14 protein-coding genes are annotated in these 16,324 nt (G+C 62.5%); 9 read left to right on the top strand and 5 right to left on the bottom strand.

Going from position 1 to position 16,324, the window contains the following annotated elements; translation table 11 throughout:
* Nucleotides 1–104: 104 nt before the first annotated feature.
* The 3 genes from RJT48_RS13650 to RJT48_RS13640 all read right to left on the bottom strand — a co-directional run bounded on the left by RJT48_RS13650 (nt 105) and on the right by RJT48_RS13640 (nt 4,149).
* A complete protein-coding gene (locus RJT48_RS13650) occupies nt 105–1,241 on the bottom strand; it encodes an acyl-CoA dehydrogenase family protein (protein WP_311172877.1) in 1,137 nt (378 codons plus the stop codon).
* Nucleotides 1,242–1,311: 70 nt separating this feature from the next.
* Nucleotides 1,312–2,301, bottom strand: a complete 990-nt coding sequence (locus RJT48_RS13645; RefSeq protein ID WP_311172876.1) for a C-terminal binding protein — start codon at nt 2,299–2,301, stop codon at nt 1,312–1,314.
* Nucleotides 2,302–2,466: 165 nt separating this feature from the next.
* Nucleotides 2,467–4,149, bottom strand: coding sequence for a thiamine pyrophosphate-binding protein (locus RJT48_RS13640; protein WP_311172875.1), 1,683 nt, complete (start codon nt 4,147–4,149; stop codon nt 2,467–2,469).
* 161 nt (nt 4,150–4,310) lie between these two features.
* On the opposite strand from RJT48_RS13640, the gene RJT48_RS13635 reads away from it, so the two are divergent.
* From RJT48_RS13635 to RJT48_RS13625, 3 genes are all read left to right on the top strand, one after another.
* Nucleotides 4,311–5,441 carry an amidohydrolase family protein gene (locus tag RJT48_RS13635; RefSeq protein ID WP_311172874.1) on the top strand — a complete coding sequence of 377 codons (1,131 nt, stop codon included), beginning with the start codon at nt 4,311–4,313 and terminating at the stop codon, nt 5,439–5,441.
* A complete protein-coding gene (locus RJT48_RS13630) occupies nt 5,438–5,797 on the top strand; it encodes a Rieske (2Fe-2S) protein (protein WP_311172873.1) in 360 nt (119 codons plus the stop codon). Before RJT48_RS13635 ends, RJT48_RS13630 begins: the two co-directional genes overlap by 4 nt.
* 179 nt (nt 5,798–5,976) lie before the next feature.
* The gene (locus RJT48_RS13625) at nt 5,977–7,113 is read left to right on the top strand and encodes an amidohydrolase family protein (protein ID WP_311172872.1); all 1,137 of its coding nucleotides are present in this window, start codon (nt 5,977–5,979) and stop codon (nt 7,111–7,113) included.
* Between the two features lie 7 nt (nt 7,114–7,120).
* On the opposite strand, the gene RJT48_RS13620 is transcribed toward RJT48_RS13625, so the two are convergent.
* Entirely contained in the window at nt 7,121–7,510 is a 390-nt protein-coding gene (locus tag RJT48_RS13620) for a hypothetical protein (RefSeq protein ID WP_311172870.1), read from the bottom strand.
* A gap of 211 nt (nt 7,511–7,721) precedes the next feature.
* On the bottom strand, nt 7,722–8,609 hold the full coding sequence (locus RJT48_RS13615) for an EamA family transporter (RefSeq protein WP_311172869.1): 888 nt from the start codon (nt 8,607–8,609) through the stop codon (nt 7,722–7,724).
* An 89-nt stretch (nt 8,610–8,698) separates the two neighbouring features.
* On the opposite strand from RJT48_RS13615, the gene RJT48_RS13610 reads away from it, so the two are divergent.
* The 6 genes from RJT48_RS13610 (at nt 8,699) to RJT48_RS13585 (ending at nt 16,156) form a co-directional block, all read left to right on the top strand.
* The gene (locus RJT48_RS13610) at nt 8,699–10,120 is read left to right on the top strand and encodes an aldehyde dehydrogenase family protein (protein ID WP_311172868.1); all 1,422 of its coding nucleotides are present in this window, start codon (nt 8,699–8,701) and stop codon (nt 10,118–10,120) included.
* Between the two features lie 359 nt (nt 10,121–10,479).
* The gene (locus tag RJT48_RS13605) at nt 10,480–12,195 is read left to right on the top strand and encodes an ABC transporter substrate-binding protein (RefSeq protein WP_311172867.1); all 1,716 of its coding nucleotides are present in this window, start codon (nt 10,480–10,482) and stop codon (nt 12,193–12,195) included.
* A 16-nt stretch (nt 12,196–12,211) separates the two neighbouring features.
* Nucleotides 12,212–13,138: an ABC transporter permease gene (locus RJT48_RS13600; RefSeq protein WP_311172866.1), complete on the top strand. Its 927-nt coding sequence runs from the start codon at nt 12,212–12,214 to the stop codon at nt 13,136–13,138.
* A 2-nt stretch (nt 13,139–13,140) separates the two neighbouring features.
* The gene (locus tag RJT48_RS13595; protein ID WP_311172865.1) at nt 13,141–14,079 is read left to right on the top strand and encodes an ABC transporter permease; all 939 of its coding nucleotides are present in this window, start codon (nt 13,141–13,143) and stop codon (nt 14,077–14,079) included.
* A complete protein-coding gene (locus RJT48_RS13590) occupies nt 14,076–15,050 on the top strand; it encodes an ABC transporter ATP-binding protein (protein WP_311172864.1) in 975 nt (324 codons plus the stop codon). Before RJT48_RS13595 ends, RJT48_RS13590 begins: the two co-directional genes overlap by 4 nt.
* Nucleotides 15,047–16,156: an ABC transporter ATP-binding protein gene (locus RJT48_RS13585; RefSeq protein ID WP_311172863.1), complete on the top strand. Its 1,110-nt coding sequence runs from the start codon at nt 15,047–15,049 to the stop codon at nt 16,154–16,156. Before RJT48_RS13590 ends, RJT48_RS13585 begins: the two co-directional genes overlap by 4 nt.
* Nucleotides 16,157–16,324: the final 168 nt, after the last annotated feature.

Raw genomic sequence — 16,324 nt, 5'->3', positions numbered from 1 at the left:
TGCCTCTCGAAACGCTCCGACGGTCGCGTCGTGGTGTTCGAAAGTGACGAGGTGGCCGCGGAGGTTATCGAGTAATCGAGAACAGATCAGTGGTCGAGGACGGACTATTCGTCGAGGACGGATTCGGCGATGATGCTCCGCATCACCTCGTTCGTCCCGTCGTAGATCTGGGCGACCTTCGACCAGCGGAGGTACTCCTCGACGCGGTACTCCTCCAGCAGGCCGTACCCGCCGTGGAGCTGAATCGCGTCGCTCGCCACGTCCTCGGCCAACTGCGCAGCCAACAGCTTCGCCATCGCTGGCTCCTCGGCGAGATCGACGTTCTCTTCGAGATCGCGCGCCGTCTTGTAGGTGAACGTCCGGAGCGCCTCGAGTCGGGCTTCGTAGTTCGCGATTCGGTGGCGAACGGCCTGCCGGTCTTTGACCGGCTTGCCGAACGTCTCGCGATCGGAGATGTAGTCGATCGTTCGGTCGAGCGCCCCGCGTGCGGCCCCGACCGAACTCGCGGCGATCTCGAGTCGGCTGCCGTTCATCGTCCGCATCGCCTGGTAGAAGCCGTCCCCCTCGTCGCCGATACGCGCCTCGACGGGGACCCGAGCGCTATCGAGGTGGAGTTCGCCGAGCGCCATCGCCCCCGGGCCGACGTAGTTGTCGAGTTCTTCGCGGTGGAACCCGTCGGTGTCGGCCTCGACGACGAACGAGGAGATCCCCCGGTGCGGCGGGTCGGTGTCGCTCGTCCGGGCGAACACGAGGACGGCGTCGGCGATGTGGCCGTTGCCGATGAAGATCTTCTCGCCGTCGAGGACGTACTCGTCGCCGTCCCGTTCGGCTCGGGTCTCGATGTTCGCGAAGTCGGACCCGCCACGGGGTTCGGTCATCGCCGCGCCCGTGATCATCTCGCCGTTCGTCACCGGCCGAACCCACCGCTCGGCCTGTTCGTCGGTCCCGTCCTCGGCGATGATCTCACACCCGAACATCGAGCCGGTGATCGCCTCGGCGATCCCCGGATCCGCCGCGTACAACTCTTCGCGCACCAGCAGACTGCCGGTGACTCCCAGCCCGCCGCCACCGTATTCGGCGGGGAGCGCCGACGTGGTGAGTCCCTCCCTGGCGGCAGCCTTCACGATCTCTGTGGGGTGCGTTCCGGATCGTTCGTGCTCGACCGCCGCAGGCTCGATTCGCTCCTCGGCGAAAGACGCTGCTCGGTCCCGGAGCTCTGATTCCGCATCGGACAACCTCATACGAGTGGCGCTTCGTTCGCACGGTAAATATAGGCATGGGACGGACGGTCCACCCGATGCCGTGGGAAAATTACTCGGCGTCGAGCGCTTCGGGGTTCACGACCCCGTCGACGGCCTCCCCTCGATACGCAGCGGCGGCAATCTGGGAGCCGCGTCGACGGACTCGTTCGACGGCGCCCGGCGAGAACCACGCCGCGTGCGGTGTCACGATGGTGTCCGGATGATTGAGCAGCGGATTATCCGCCGCCGGCGGTTCGGTGGCGAGGACGTCGAGTCCGGCGCCCCGGAGCGGTCCGTCATCGAGGGCAGCCAGAAGTGCGTCCTCGTCGACGAGTTTCCCTCGGGCCGTGTTGATCAGAATCGATCCCTCCGGCATCCGCTCGAAGACCGAGGCGTCGAAGCGTTCTTCGGTTTCCGGCGTCAGCGGCGCGTTCAGCGAGAGGACGTCGGATCCCTCGACGAGTTCGTCGAACGAGACCGGTTCCGCGCCGGCGTCCCGGATCTCCTCGTCGGAGAGGTACGGGTCGTGGGCGACGACGTCGAACCCGAACGCGTCCGCTTTCGCCGCCGCGTGGCGAGCCTTGCGCCCGAACGCGAAGAAGCCGAGCGTCTGGGTCGTGGCCGTCCTGACCGAGTCGGCCGCCCGCCAGTCCCACCCGCCGTCGGCAGTGTGGGCTTCGTACTGCGGGAGACCGCGGAGCAGCGCCAACGCGAGCGTCACGATGTGTTCGCCCACTTCCTCGTCGCAGTACTTCGGCACGTTCGTGACGGCGATCCCTCGCTCCGTGGCCGCCTCGACGTCGACGTTGTCGACCCCGGTGGCGTAGCACGTGATGACCGAACACCCCGTGGCGTCCATCGCCGAGGCCGGGACGGCGGCGTAGTGGGTGAGTAAGATGTCGGCCGCGTCGACGACCTCGCCGATCTCCTCGCCGCTCGTGTCGACGGTCTCGAACGTGATCGAGCCCAACTCCGTCTCCAGAGTCGATCGTTCGATTTCTACGTCACTGAAGCCGTTCGGATCGATATGGACGATTCGAACCGGTGTCTCGGAAGACATCACGTGTACACTCAAGGGACTGCCACATACTTCTTTGGTCCTGAACGCCGTTCCCGCGACGGCGAGGACCACCGCGTCCGTCTCTCAATCTGAATACTCTCCACTCTCCCCGCCGAGCGCCGTCACGGGGGTTAGCCTCCGCGGGAAACGTGAGAGTGATCAGTATCAGTCGCGGACGGGCACGTCGACGACGGCTGGCTCGGCGGATTCGATGGCAGCGGTCAGGGTGTCGGCCAGTTCGGACTCGTCGCCGACTCGGTACCCGTTCGCCCCGTGGCTCTCGGCGTTCGCCGCCAGGTCGACCGCCGGATCGAAATCCATCCCGACGTACTCGTAATCGTCGTCCGACCCGCCGTAGATATCGAGCATCCCGTCCTTCAGGATCCGGTAGTTCCGATTGTTCGGGACGACGACGGTCAGATCCAGGTCGTATCGAGCGGCGCTGTAGAGAGTCTGCGGATAGTAGAGATAGGAGCCGTCCCCGATGAATCCGACGACCTGGCGTCGGGTATCGCCCTGCCTGTGGGCGACCGCAGCACCCACGGTCGCGGGGAGACTGTACCCCAGTCCCCCGTTTTTGTTCGAGACGAACTGTTCGGGACCGGGTCGCAACCGCGAGAGCAGGGCGAATTTGCTGGTGTTGCTCTCGTTGAGCAGATAGCTGTTCGGGGCGGCGTCGGCGAGCGCCTCGGCCAGCCGCTCCTTCGAGATCCCTCCGTCGGACGTCGCTTCGGCCTCGATGCCGAGGAGCGACGCCGCCTCCGAGCGCCGATCTTCGAGGTCTCCCGTGCGTGCTCGCCGCTGCTGCTCCGAAACCGCCACCGAATCGGCTACCTCCTGCATCACCGACGCCGGGTCGCCGACGATGGCGACGTCCGCCGGGTTGTTCTTGGCGATATCGGCGTCGTCGACGTCGATATCGATTACGGTCGCCTCAGACGGGATGTAGGGCTCGTCATACGGGATGTACGGCGTGTTCGTCGTACACCCCACGAACACCAGGGGGTCGGCGTCGAACGCCGCACGCCCCATCTCCGGATCCGGGGTGAGATACGAGACCCACTGGTCGTGGTCCGGCGGGAAGTTGATCTCGCAGGTGTTCATCTCGCTGTACACCGCAGCTCCGGTCGCCTCGGCGAGACCGACGGCTGCGTCGATCGCGTCCGGTCCCGTGCGCGCCACCCGATCGCCGAGCACCAGTACCGGGTCGTCGCCGGATTCCAGCGCGGCTGCCGCGGCTTCGATCTGCGAGGTGTCGCCGCGTCCGGGCGAGGGCACGGCGCCGAGTCGCTCGGGGTCGGCCGTCGTTTCCGCGCTCATCACGTCCATCGGAAGCCCGAGGAACACCGGTCCCATCGGGGGGGTCAGCGCCGTCTTGACCGCGCGTCTGACCATCGTCGGGATGTTCGAGACGTCGTTGATCTCGGCGCTCAGCTTGCAGTACTCCTCGACCATCCCGGCGAGTTCCCCCGAGAGGATCGGCTCCTCGTGCTGGAAGTCGGTGCTGTGGTTGCCCGCCGTGACAAGGAGCGGCGTTCCGGACCACGCGGCGTTCTGGATATTGCCGAGTCCGTGCGCCAGACCGGGAGCGACGTGGAGGTTCACGACGCCGAGCGGCATAACCGACTCGTCGTGGTGGGACTGGTACCGGCGCGCGCTCGCGTAGCCGCCTGCCATCCCGACGGCGATGTCCTCGTGCAGACCGAGGATGTATGTCAGATCGGAGTCGGCGATCGCACGCATAATCGGCAACTCCGTGGTTCCGGGATTACCGAACAGATGCGTGACCCCGTAGGACTCCAGCGCTTCGACGAACAGCTCCGCACCGGTCGAGTGTTCAGAGTGCATGGTTTTTGTCAACAGCACTCAACACGCTACGCTCCAGTGGCAAAAATTGTCTGATCGTATCGGATCGGCTGACTTCCGGTTCGGCGGTCCCACCGACGTGTCCCCGCTGGCGATCCAGACCGTCACAACACTTTTTATCCGGATTCTACAAATCGTTGGTAATGACACAGAATATCAAACAGCAGTCCCTGACGTCGCTCGACGAAGTCGAGACGATCGTCGACGCCGACGCACACGCCCAGGCGTCCTGGGACGACATCCGCGCCCACCTCGACGACGGCCACGAGCGCTTCGAGTCGTTCTTCGAGTCCTCGCCCGCGCCGGGGAGCGAGATGAACCTCTATCACTCCCCGACGCCGACGTATCTCTACGAGGATATGAAAGAGCGGGACGACGACGACACCGGACTCTACGACGATGCCGGCCTCGAACAGACGGCGGCGGTGACAGAACGGATCGGCGTGGACGCGGGAATCGTGAATCCGACGCTCATCCTCAATCTGAATTTCATCCGCGAACGCGACTATGCGGTCGCGATTATGCAGGGCTACAACGACTGGCTGGTCTCGGAGTTAGACCAGTACGACAATATGGTCGGGAACCTCCTCGTCGCCGCGCAGGACCCCCACCGCTCCGCCGAGGAGATCGACCGACTCGCGGACGAAGACGACATCGTCGGCGTCCAGTTGCTCGGGACGGCGCTCGTTCCCCCGGCCGGGCACGCTTCCTACGATCCCATCTACGAAGCGGCCGAAGCGAACGACCTCCCGATCAGTATGCACACGAGCGGCGCCGGGATGAAGCCGTTCCCGGAACAGTCGTTCTGGGCGGAGACGTACGCCGAGGATCACGTCACGCAGCATCCCTTCGCACATACGGTGAACGCGACGTCGCTCCTGCTCAACGGCGTCCCGGAGCGGTTTCCTGAGCTAACCTTCGTGTTCCAGGAGGCCGGGATCGGCTACGTACCCTACCTGCTCGGCCGCCTGGATACCGCCTATCACGAGTTCCCCGCCGAGGTCCCGGCGCTTTCCGAACGGCCGAGCGAATACGTGTCCGAGCAGTTCTACTGGTGTACGCAGCCACTCGGCCATACCGCGGAGACGCCGCGCGACCTGGCGTGGCTCGTCGAACTCGTCGGGCCGGAGAATCTGATGTTCGCCGCGGATGCACCGCACCCCGACTTCGATACGCCCGAGGAACTCTTCGATCGCGTTCGGGCGTACTTCAGCGCCGACGAGGTGACCGCAATGATGGGAGAAAACGCGATCGAGGTGTACGATATCGAATGAGCGACCGGTATGCAGTCGCCGAAGAGGACGAATTCGACGGGGACGGATCACGAGTCATCACAGAAGTCGAAGGCCGAGAGATCGCCGTCTTCCGCCACGACGGCGACTATTACGCGCTCGCGAATTACTGCATTCACCAGGCTGGCCCGCTCTGTGAAGGCCCCCTCAGCGGGAACATCACGACGGACGACGAGGGGTGGGACTGGGAGTACGACGACGAGGAGCGGTACATCGTCTGCCCCTGGCACGGGTGGATGTTCGACATCGAAACCGGACGGAGTCCCAAAGACGAGCGATACGGTGTCCCGACCTACGACGTCGAGGTCGAAGATGGCACCGTGTACGCGGTCGGGTGACTCGCGCCGGCGCCGTCGTCTCATACTGTCGCGGTATCTCGCGAGCCAAGTTCGACCAGTCGTCGCCGATCGGGGTGAATCGACGCGAACTACCTCTGCACAGTTGTCGCTGATAGATTCGTCCCCGCGAGGGGTGGCTCCGCGATACTATTATGTGCCCCGAATCGCAACTCGCCAATATGCTGGACAGCGCACTGAAAGTACCCGAAGCGGACCGTCTGGAAAGCGTCAGCGATCTCGATCGGATCGTCGACGCCGACGCGCAGGTGCAGGAGACACCCGAAGATTTGTTGGATCATATGGACGAGTCGTCCGGCGCCCACCGCGTCATCTCGCTCACCGAACTCCGGCACGATATGATCTACGCCGGTCCGTCAAGTTATCCGCTCTACGAGTACAAGCGGACCAACGGCGGCGGCGAGGCCGTCGCCGATGACGACATCGACGAGACGATCGGTGCGACCGAACTCGCCGAGCGGGCGCGCGCCGTCGACATCGATGCCGGAGTGGTCAATCCGACGCTGAACCTCGGCCTCTCGGAGGTCAACAACGACCGCTTCGCGGTCGCCATCGCGAGTGCGTACAACGACTGGCTGCTCTCGGAACTCGACGACTGTCCGAACCTCGTGGGGAACGCGGTCGTCGCTCCCCAGCACCCCGAGCGCGCGGCCGAAGAGATCGACAGAGTCGCCGACGAAGACGACATCGTGGGGGTGCAACTGCCCGCGAGTGGCCTGCTTCCACCGCCGGGGCATCGTCAGTACGAACCGCTGTACGACGCCGCTGAATCGCACGACCTCCCGATCGCGATGAAGTCGACCGTCGGGAACAAGAGCTTCGGACAGCAGTACTGGTGGGCGCAGTCCTTCCCGGAGGACTTCGTCTACCAGCACGGGTTCGTCCAGATGCGCAACCTCACGTCGATACTGTTCGAGGGGATCCCCGAGAAGTACGATCTCGACTTCGTCATCCAGGGCGCAGGGATCGGCTTCGTGCCCTCGTTTACCCATCGGTTGGACGACCACTATCTCGAACTCGGATACGAGATCCCCGCGCTCTCGAAGTTGCCGAGCGCATACCTCGCAGACTCCTTTTATTGGACGACACAGCCGATGAACCAACCCACCGACGACGGCCGGCTGTTCGCTGCGATGGTGAATATGGTCGGCCCGGAGAACGTCCTGTTCGCGTCGGACCTCCCACACGGAGTCAGCGATCTTCCCGAGACGGTCGTCGATCGCCTGTCGGACTCGGTCACTGCCGACGAACTGGCGGACGTACTGGCCAACAATACCGACCGCCTGTACGGCCTGTAAGCGTCGTTCACCCAGTGACGGCGTCTGTGACCGCACGCTCGAATGCGGCCGCCGTAATCTCGTATCGTGTGTTCCCTGCTTCGGTGCGAGTCCGCTCGATCGAGCGGACAGCCTCGTCGTCGACCAGAATCTCCCAAGCACCTCCCTCGTGAGGATCGACCGCCCGAATACGAACCTCCACGTCGTACGTCGACTCCAGCCGGTCGATGAGTTCCGTCGTGACCGTCCCGTCGGCCAGTCGTGGCGGACGATACGGTCGCATCTCGTGCTCCCGGAACTCTTCGACGTTGCGGCGCCACCACTCGGGGAACTCCGCTAAATCGACATCGGCGTACGGGGACTCGTCGTCGAACCCGGGTGGCAGATTTGCCGGCCGCGGCGGGTCGCCGTCAGACATAGTTGGAAGTTCGCCACCGGACGGTAATAACGGTATCCCGTGTGACTCATACTGATTACCCTCGTCTCTTCCCGCCGAGCGCCATCAACGGGGGTGGCGCTCGGCGGGAAAAAGTGAGAGTGACCATTATAGTAGCGTTTGCAAGTCTTCGCTCACACGATCCCACGTAGTCGTGCGATCGGATAAGTACTCAGTTGCAAACGCTACTATATCACACCGCGGTTATTCCCGCCCCGACGACAGTCAGCGACGCGCTGAGGACCGTTCGGGCGGTGACGGTCTCGACGTCCTTCAAAAAGAGGTGAGCCAACGCAGTCGTGAAAAGCGGTGACGTACTCACGAGCGGTGCGACGATCACCACCGGCCCGTTCGCGAGGGCGGTAAACATCGTGAAGACGGCGGCCGCGTTTGCCAGCCCCGAGCAGACGAAGTACATATCGGAGCGGTCGGGCGTCGTCAGCACATCCGGATGATAGCTCAGGGTGTGTCCGACGACCAGCGGCAACGCGCTGGTCAGATTGATCGCTGCGGCCTCCAGCGGCGTCGCCGCCGACGTCTGAAACCCGAATCGGTTCACGACGTTGCTGACGGCGGCGAACACCGCCGCCGCCAGCGGGAGCAGTAGCGCTTTCGAGAACCGCAACTGGACGTTCGTCCCGCCCGATAGCGAGAGTAATCCGACGCCGGAGACGATCAAGATTACACCCACGGCGGTGAACGGCGTCAGCTGTTCACCCAAGGCGAGTGCCGCCAGCACTGTGGCAAAGAGCGGTTGCGTATAAAAGAGGACGTTCCCGACGCTCGCGCCCACCAGTCTGATTCCCCGGAACCACGCCAACCACGCGAAGGAGGTCCCGACGATCCCCGAGACGGCGAAAATAGTGATGTCCGCGACGGGCAACCGGGTCACGGAGAGATGGCCCGTCCCGCGCCCGAGCAGTGCGGCCCAGAAGACCCCGGCACCGACGAAAAGAACGATGAGCGTCGCTCGACGGGGTTGGCCGCCCCGTTCCATCCCGCGCTTGGAGAAGACTGGGCCGACTCCCCAAAACGCGCCCGAAACGAGCGACAGCGCGACGACGAAAGCGGTGGCTGACATTGCTCCCACGGATACGGCGTTGTGGGGGGAGCAAAAGCGTTCCGTGCGAGCGACAAAAACTTATGATATCCTCTACCACACTACGGCTGATGGAGCCCCTGTACATCAGCGGCGAGTGGATCGAACCGGATTCCGGGCGGATTCGTGCCACCTCTCCGATCGACGGGAGCGAACTGGGAACGGTCGCTGCCGGCACGGCGGAACACGTCGACCGCGCCGTCGCAGCGACTGAACGCGCCTCCAAACAGCTCCGCGAGATGAACGTCCATCGTCGCGCGGACGCGGTCGAAGCCGCGATGGACGCGATCGAAGACCGGACCGACGAGATTGCTGAAACGATGGTGGCCGAAGTGGGCAAGCCACAAAGCGAGGCCAGAGAAGAGATCCGGAGTGCTGTTCGATCAGGTCGCGAGTACGCCGCCGACGCGGTCCGGCTCTCGGGCGAGGTGACACGATCGCAGTACGACGATCGTCACAACTTCACCCGGCGGGAGTCCTACGGGCCCACCGGGATCATCACACCCTGGAACTACCCGTTCGAGATCCCGACCGATCATCTTTCGGCGGCGCTGGTCACCGGAAACCCTGTAGCGTGGAATCCCGCTTCCGACGCTGTGCTGACCGCCACTCACATCGCCGAAGCGTTCGCGGAGATGTCGCTTCCCGAGGGGGCATTCAATTTCGTTCCCGGCGCGGGCGGGACCGTCGGTGCAGCACTGAGCAGTCATCCGGACGTCCGGCTGCTGGCGTTCACCGGGAGTACCGACGTCGGGCAGCAAATCGCAGCGGCGGCGGCGGAGCGGAGCGCCGAGTGCTTGCTCGAACTCGGCGGCAAGGATCCGGTGTTGGTGCTCGACGATGCCGACGTGTCGAAGGCCGCGGACGCGATCGTTCTGGGGAGCAACTACAACTGCGGCCAGTCGTGCTCGGGATCGGAACGCGTGATCGCGACGGAACCGGTCTACGAGGAGCTGGTCGCGGCAGTCTCCGAGCGAACCCGGGAACTCACCGTCGGAGATCCCCGCGACGCCGAGACCGACATCGGACCGCCGATCAACGACGACGTCAGAGAGACGACAGAGCGGCATATCACGACGGCGACCGAGTCGGGTGCGCGCGTGACCACGGGCGGGTCCGTCGGCGAGCGGTACATCGAGCCGACAGTCCTGGCCGACGTGGACCCCGAAATGCTGGCGGCGACCGAGGAGACGTTCGGCCCGCTCACGCCGATCATCCCCGTCGCGGACCGCCAAGAGGCGGTGGCGGTCGCCAACGACACCCGGTACGGGCTCCAAGCGGCCGTGTTCACCGAGTCCATCCGGAACGCACACAAGGTGATCGACGGGCTTCGATCGGGGGGTATCGTCGTCAACGGGACGAACAACTTCTGGGAGCACCAGTTGCCGTTCGGCGGGTTCAAAGAGAGCGGCAGCGGCGGCGAGTACAAGGGTCACTGGCACCTCGAATCGATGACCCAACTCAAGTCGGTCGCCATCGACTACGGCGAGTGAGAAACTGAAATCAGTCGCCTCCGACTGCGGTGAGTGAGAGGGTGTTCTACACCGGCGCGCCTGCGGCCGGTAGCCGTGCGGAAGGCTGCCTTCTCTGAATATCACATGCACGTTGATTCGTATGAAACGATCGACGCTTGGGCGATCTCCCGGCTGCTCGATGCTGCGGTATGGGGAACTAGCGGGACAACCAATGACGAACTCCCGCTTTCGGCGTGAGCGGCGCTTGCACAGTTGGTTCGGTCTGATACCTGCAGTGTATGGGTTCGCACCGCGGGAGACCAGTCGTTTTCGCTCGCAGGTGAGAGTAACTCTTCGGCATTTCGACAGTAATAAATTTTTTATATCTGTGTTCATAGATGGCATACGTCATGCGGCGACGCAAGCTCCTCAGAAAAAGCGCACTGCTAGGTGTTGTCGGGCTCGCGGGGTGTAGTGGCGACCAGGACGGTGCCCAAACCGGTCTCGATACCGAAAGTGGCGGCGAGACCACCACCGGCGGCAGTACCGAGACGGGCAGTATGGACGAGTCGGGCGGCGGTGGGACGGTACGAATCGGCCTCCCCGAACCGGTCCCGACGATCATGGACACCCGCAAAGCGGCCGACGACGGGGCACACAACTATCGAGTCATCAGCACGCTAACCACGTTTAACCGGGAGGGTGGCGTCGAACCGCATCTGGCCACCGACTGGTCGTTCGAGAACGACGGCAGCGAACTGGTGATGGACCTCCGGGACGACGTCATCTTCCACGACGGATCGGAGTTCAACGCCGAACACGTCAAGTGGCATCTGACCGACTTCCTGGCGAACGGTTCCGGAACGTCGTACATCGTGAGCAAGGTCGACGACGTGGTCGTCGAAGACGACTATCGTGCTCGCGTGATGTTCAGCTCCCCGGACCCGTACATCCTCTGGGACCTCGCGTCCGCGTGGGGACAGATCCACAGCCGGGAGGCAGTCGAGGAGTACGGCGACGAGTACGGACAGAGCGGGAAGGTGGTCAGCGCCGGCCCGTTCAAAGAGATCGAACACGACTCGAACCACGCGGTGCTCGAACGGTACGAGGAGTGGAGCTGGCCGAAGCCCTGGGAGAGAGAACTGTACGACGCGGAGGTCGATATCCGGCCGAAACGGCTGGAATACCAGTCCTACCCCGAGACGGCGACCCGGACGTCCGCCTTCGAGGCCGGCGACATCGACGGGATGATCGCCGGTGTCCCATACTCGAAGTACCCGAACTACCAGGAGAGCGACGAGTACAATACGGGGACCCCGCCGGCAAGCACCGAGCAGATCTTCATCATGCTCAATCTGAACCCCGAGACGAGCACGGCGCCCGTCCTGGCGGAAGAGCTGAGCCTCCGGAAGGGGATTTCGTACGCCATCGACCGGCAGCAGATCGTCGACGTGATTTTCAACGGCGTCGGCGAACCTGCCCCGAACTATCTGGTCCCGACCGTCGACGCCCACGACATCCCCGAGGAGTACAACTACACCTACGACCTCGAACGGGCGAAGTCGGTGATGAGCGAGAACGGCTGGACGGTCAACCCCGGTGGCGTCAGCACGAAGGACGGCCGCGAGGCACGCTTTACGCTGCTGACGCAGAATACGGAACTGTCGCGGCGACGGGCGACGCTCATCAAAGAGCAGCTCACGGAAATTGGCGTCGTGATGGAAGTGAGTACCACGGACACCTCGACGTTCAAAGAAGACGTCGGCAGCGGAAACTTCGCCGCCGGGATGTCGACGTTCTACGACTGGGGCAACGCCGATCAACTCTGGTGGGCGACGAGCGAAGACGCGGAGGATTCGTACTATCTGAACTCCAACGCGTGGCAGCAGTTCCCCGAAGCGACCGAGATAACGAATCGGGCACAGGATGCGACCACGCTCGAAGAGCGGACACAGCGATACAAGGAGGCGCACAAGTATCTGCTCGACGAGGTGGTCCCGATGATCTACCTGATGTATCCAAAAGCGGCGGACGCGTGGGGCGACCACATCAACAACTGGAAACCGCACTACAAAGGAGCGGTGATGTGGCCCGTCGAGAGCGACGAGTGGTAGGAAAACCGAGCTACTGATGAGTTTTCAGTCATATCTCGCACGGCGGACGCTGGGACTGATCCCCAAACTGCTCATCGCATCGGGAGTCGTGTTTATGCTGGTCCAGATCACTCCCGGCGATCCAGTCACGACGCTCGCGCCTCCCAGAGCGAGCCCCGAAACGATCGAAGCGCTGCGAAACAAGTGGCGACTCAACGATCCGCTGTACGTCCAGTATCTGACGTGGATCGCGAATATGCTGCAGGGCGACCTCGGAATCTCTGCCGCGACGCGCCGGCCAGTCACGGAGATGATCGCCCTTCGAGTTCCGATCAGCCTCAGGTTCTCGGCGCTGGCGCTTTTCATCTCGTACGCCATCGCGATCCCGTTCGGTATCATCGGCGCGATCAAACAGCACACCGTCTGGGACTACCTCTCGATGGGCTTTGTCCTCCTTGCCATCTCCTTTCCCAGTTTCTGGTTCGCGATCATCCTCATCCTGATCTTCGCGATCCAGTTACAGTGGGTTTCCGCCGTCGGGTACGGGACGATCGGTCTGCTCGTTCTCCCGGCGGTAGCGCTCGGACTTCGGGGCAGCGCGATCGAAACCAGAGTGATGCGATCGTCGATGATCGAGACGTTGAACGAGAAATTCATCACCGCGTCCCGCGCCCACGGACTTCCCGAACGAAGCGTCGTGTTCAAACACGCGCTCCGGAACGCGCTCATCCCGATCATCACGCTGTTCGGGCTTCGATTGGGGTACATTCTGGCGTCCGGGCTGGTGATCGAAATCGTGTTCAACCGTCCCGGTGTCGGCCACCTTCTCGTCGACAGCATCTTCAAGCGTGACTATCCAGTCGTCCGCGCCATCCTGATGATTCTGGTCACGACGATTATGCTCGGCAACTTCCTCGCCGACATCCTGTACGGCTTGGTCGACCCACGGATCCGCTATGAGTGACAATGAGTGAACGCACATCTACCGAAATCAACTGGGAAGCGATACTCGAAGAGTGGAACGAAGAGGTAGAGGAGATCAGTAGCGCGGAATCCCGGTTCGAACGTATCTGGTACTTTATCAAAGATCTGTCGAGCCATCGGCTTTCGATCGTCGGTGGAATGTTACTTTTGATCGTCGTCGTCGTCGCGGCTTTCGCGCCGCAAATCGCCCCCTACAGCCCCACCGCGGTCCACCCGACTGCGATCAGAGCCCCGCCGTCGGTGGCGCATCCGATGGGGACCGACAGCCTCGGACGGGACATCCTTTCGCGAGTGATCTTCGGGACTCGGATCGCACTCCAGATCGCCGTCACGTCGATGGGGATCGCTTTCGTCGTCGGCTCTCTCCTCGGTGCGTTGGCCGGATACTACGGCGGCTGGGTCGACGCGGCTGTCCGGACGGCGATAGACACGACGTGGGCGTTTCCAGCGATCATTATGGGACTGGCGCTGGCGTCGGTTCTCGAGCCGAACCTCACGACAGTTCTGGTCGCCATCGGCCTGGTGTTCTGGGGGGTGTTCGCCAGACTCGTCCGCGGCGAGGTACTCTCGCTCCGGGAACTGGACTTCATCAAGGCGTCGGAGGCAATCGGACTGAGTGATACCAGGATCATCTTCCGACACCTCATCCCGAACGCGATCATCCCCGCGTTCGTCGTGGTAACGCTGCAGATGGGGAACGCGATCGCTGTCGCAGCGTCCCTTTCGTTCCTCGGACTCGGCGTCCAGCCCCCGACCCCGTCGTGGGGGATTATGCTGTCTACCGGTCGGCAGTACATCACCTCGGCGTGGTGGATCTCGGTATTCCCGGGACTGGCGATCGTGCTGGTGATTATGTCGTTTAACTTCCTCGGCGAGGGACTCCACGACACGATCGATCCGAAACTGGAGGACAAACGATGACACAGAAACTGCTCGAAATCAGCGATCTACACACCTCGTTCCACACTGACGCGGGAACAGTGAACGCGCTTCGCGGCGTGAATCTGACCATCAACGAAGGTGAGCGCGTCGGTCTGGTGGGCGAATCCGGCAGCGGCAAGTCGGTCACCGCGCAGTCAGTCCTCAGACTGGTCGATTCGCCGGGCGAAATCGTCGACGGATCGATCGAACTTCACGGACAGGATCTCCTGTCGCTTTCGAAGTCGCAGATGCAGCGCGTCAGGGGACGTGATATCACGATGATCTTCCAGGACCCCTCGACGTCACTAGACCCCGTCTACTCGATCCGAAGCCAGATGATCGAGAAAATCGGCCACAACCGGAATATGAGCGATGCGGAGGCGGAGTCGGTCGCAATCGAATATCTCGAGAAGGTCGATATGCCGAACCCGAAGCGGATCCTGGATAGCTACCCACACGAATTGTCAGGAGGAATGAAGCAACGTGTATCTATCGCGATGGCGTTAGGATTCGATCCGGATCTGATAATTGCGGACGAACCCACGACTGCGCTGGACGTCACGGTCCAAAAAAAGGTAATAGACATTTTCCGTGAAGTCGTCGAAGAGGAAGATGTATCAGTTCTGTGGATTACTCATAATTTAGGAGTAGTCGCGGAGTTCTGCGACAAAATCGGGGTCATTTACGCCGGGGAAGTCGTCGAGTACGGGAGTGTGTACGACATCTTCGATCGACCGACTCACCCCTACACACGCGAACTGTTACAGACGATTCCGAATATCGAGCGGGCAGACGAAGAGCTACGGGTGATCGAAGGGACCGTCCCGAATATGCGGGAGCCGCCGAGCGGGTGTGCTTTCCACCCGCGATGTCCCGATGCGGAGCAACGGTGTGAAACGACGCAGCCCGGCAAAATCGAGGGTCGGGATCACCAAGCCTCGTGTCTGGTGCACGACGCGGAGGACCAATGAGCCGCCGCACACAGCCACGCGCGGATGCGATGACGGACGGGCCGCTGCTGAAAGCCAGGGCCGTGAAACAGCACTACCCCATCAAGGAGGGTATCTTCCGACGACAGACCGGAACGGTACGCGCGGTCGATGGTGTCGACCTCGACGTCTATCCCGGTGATACACACGCGATCGTCGGCGAATCCGGGTGTGGGAAGAGCACACTGCTGGAGACGCTTCTCGGACTCGAAGAGCCGACAGACGGGACCGTCTCCTTCGATGGGACCCCGATCAACGACCTCTCCAGCAGCGAAAAGCGGGCCATCAAAAGCCAGATTCAGATCGTCTTTCAGAATCCCGAATCCTCACTCGATCCGCGGAACACGATCGGGCAGATAATCAGCGAACCGCTTCACCTGCATACAGATGCGACGACGCAGCAGATCGACGCCAGGGTGGTGAGCCTGCTGGACGACGTGGGACTCGGTCCACGATACTACGGGCGCTATCCGCACGAACTCTCCGGCGGCCAGCAGCAACGAGTCGCGATCGCCCGCGCGATCAGTCTGAACCCCTCGCTGCTTCTTTTGGACGAACCCACGAGCGCCCTGGACGTGAGCGTGCAATCGAAGATACTCCGACTGCTGGACGAGATCAAGGACGAATACGATCTGACGTACGTGATGGTGACGCACGACCTCTCGGTGGTGCGTCACTTCGCGACGCACGTCTCGGTGATGTACCTCGGCAACATCATCGAGAAAGCGTCGACGGAGGATCTGTTCACGGACCCGAAACACCCGTACACGCAGGCGCTTATTTCGGCCGTTCCAGTTCCGGATCCGCATCATAAATCAGAGAACGATATTACGCTTCCCGGGAGCGTTCCCGAGCCCAGTGATCCTCCCGAAGGGTGTCGATTCCACCCGCGGTGTCCGATCGCGACAGACGAGTGCTCCGAAAGCTTCCCCGAGTTCGAATCGCACGACGAACACGACGTTCGTTGCATCCGCGTCCCGGAGGCAGAAGATCTGGGCTCAAGAGAGGACAGTGCCGCAAGCACAAAGGATAATCGCTCCGATACCAGTCTCTCAGCGGCCCATCCTGAGGACGGAAGACGGGAGTGATCTGAGTGTATTCAGCCGGCTGTTTTGATACTGTCGGACGTAAGTTCGTGGAACATTTCGGCACCTCGTGGTGCCGAGAATTTCCAGATAGTTACGTTCGACAGTATGAACTCGGTCGCTGAATCGAACCGAACCCACGCTGGTTCCCGATCGCGACCGTCAACGAAG

The organism is Halobellus ordinarius, from assembly GCF_031823395.1.
In the GTDB taxonomy this organism is placed as follows: domain Archaea; phylum Halobacteriota; class Halobacteria; order Halobacteriales; family Haloferacaceae; genus Haloquadratum; species Haloquadratum ordinarius.
Note: the sequence above shows the minus strand (reverse complement) of the source record. Positions and strands in the feature narration are given on the sequence as shown.

Excerpts from the sequence above, each read along its gene's own strand:
- RJT48_RS13650 (WP_311172877.1), bottom strand. The coding sequence starts at position 1,241 with ATGAGGTTGTCCGATGCGGAATCAGAGCTCCGGGACCGAGCAGCGTCT.
- RJT48_RS13645 (WP_311172876.1), bottom strand. The coding sequence starts at position 2,301 with ATGTCTTCCGAGACACCGGTTCGAATCGTCCATATCGATCCGAACGGC.
- RJT48_RS13640 (WP_311172875.1), bottom strand. The coding sequence starts at position 4,149 with ATGCACTCTGAACACTCGACCGGTGCGGAGCTGTTCGTCGAAGCGCTG.
- RJT48_RS13635 (WP_311172874.1), top strand. The coding sequence starts at position 4,311 with ATGACACAGAATATCAAACAGCAGTCCCTGACGTCGCTCGACGAAGTC.
- RJT48_RS13630 (WP_311172873.1), top strand. The coding sequence starts at position 5,438 with ATGAGCGACCGGTATGCAGTCGCCGAAGAGGACGAATTCGACGGGGAC.
- RJT48_RS13625 (WP_311172872.1), top strand. The coding sequence starts at position 5,977 with ATGCTGGACAGCGCACTGAAAGTACCCGAAGCGGACCGTCTGGAAAGC.
- RJT48_RS13620 (WP_311172870.1), bottom strand. The coding sequence starts at position 7,510 with ATGTCTGACGGCGACCCGCCGCGGCCGGCAAATCTGCCACCCGGGTTC.
- RJT48_RS13615 (WP_311172869.1), bottom strand. The coding sequence starts at position 8,609 with ATGTCAGCCACCGCTTTCGTCGTCGCGCTGTCGCTCGTTTCGGGCGCG.
- RJT48_RS13610 (WP_311172868.1), top strand. The coding sequence starts at position 8,699 with ATGGAGCCCCTGTACATCAGCGGCGAGTGGATCGAACCGGATTCCGGG.
- RJT48_RS13605 (WP_311172867.1), top strand. The coding sequence starts at position 10,480 with ATGGCATACGTCATGCGGCGACGCAAGCTCCTCAGAAAAAGCGCACTG.
- RJT48_RS13600 (WP_311172866.1), top strand. The coding sequence starts at position 12,212 with ATGAGTTTTCAGTCATATCTCGCACGGCGGACGCTGGGACTGATCCCC.
- RJT48_RS13595 (WP_311172865.1), top strand. The coding sequence starts at position 13,141 with ATGAGTGAACGCACATCTACCGAAATCAACTGGGAAGCGATACTCGAA.
- RJT48_RS13590 (WP_311172864.1), top strand. The coding sequence starts at position 14,076 with ATGACACAGAAACTGCTCGAAATCAGCGATCTACACACCTCGTTCCAC.
- RJT48_RS13585 (WP_311172863.1), top strand. The coding sequence starts at position 15,047 with ATGAGCCGCCGCACACAGCCACGCGCGGATGCGATGACGGACGGGCCG.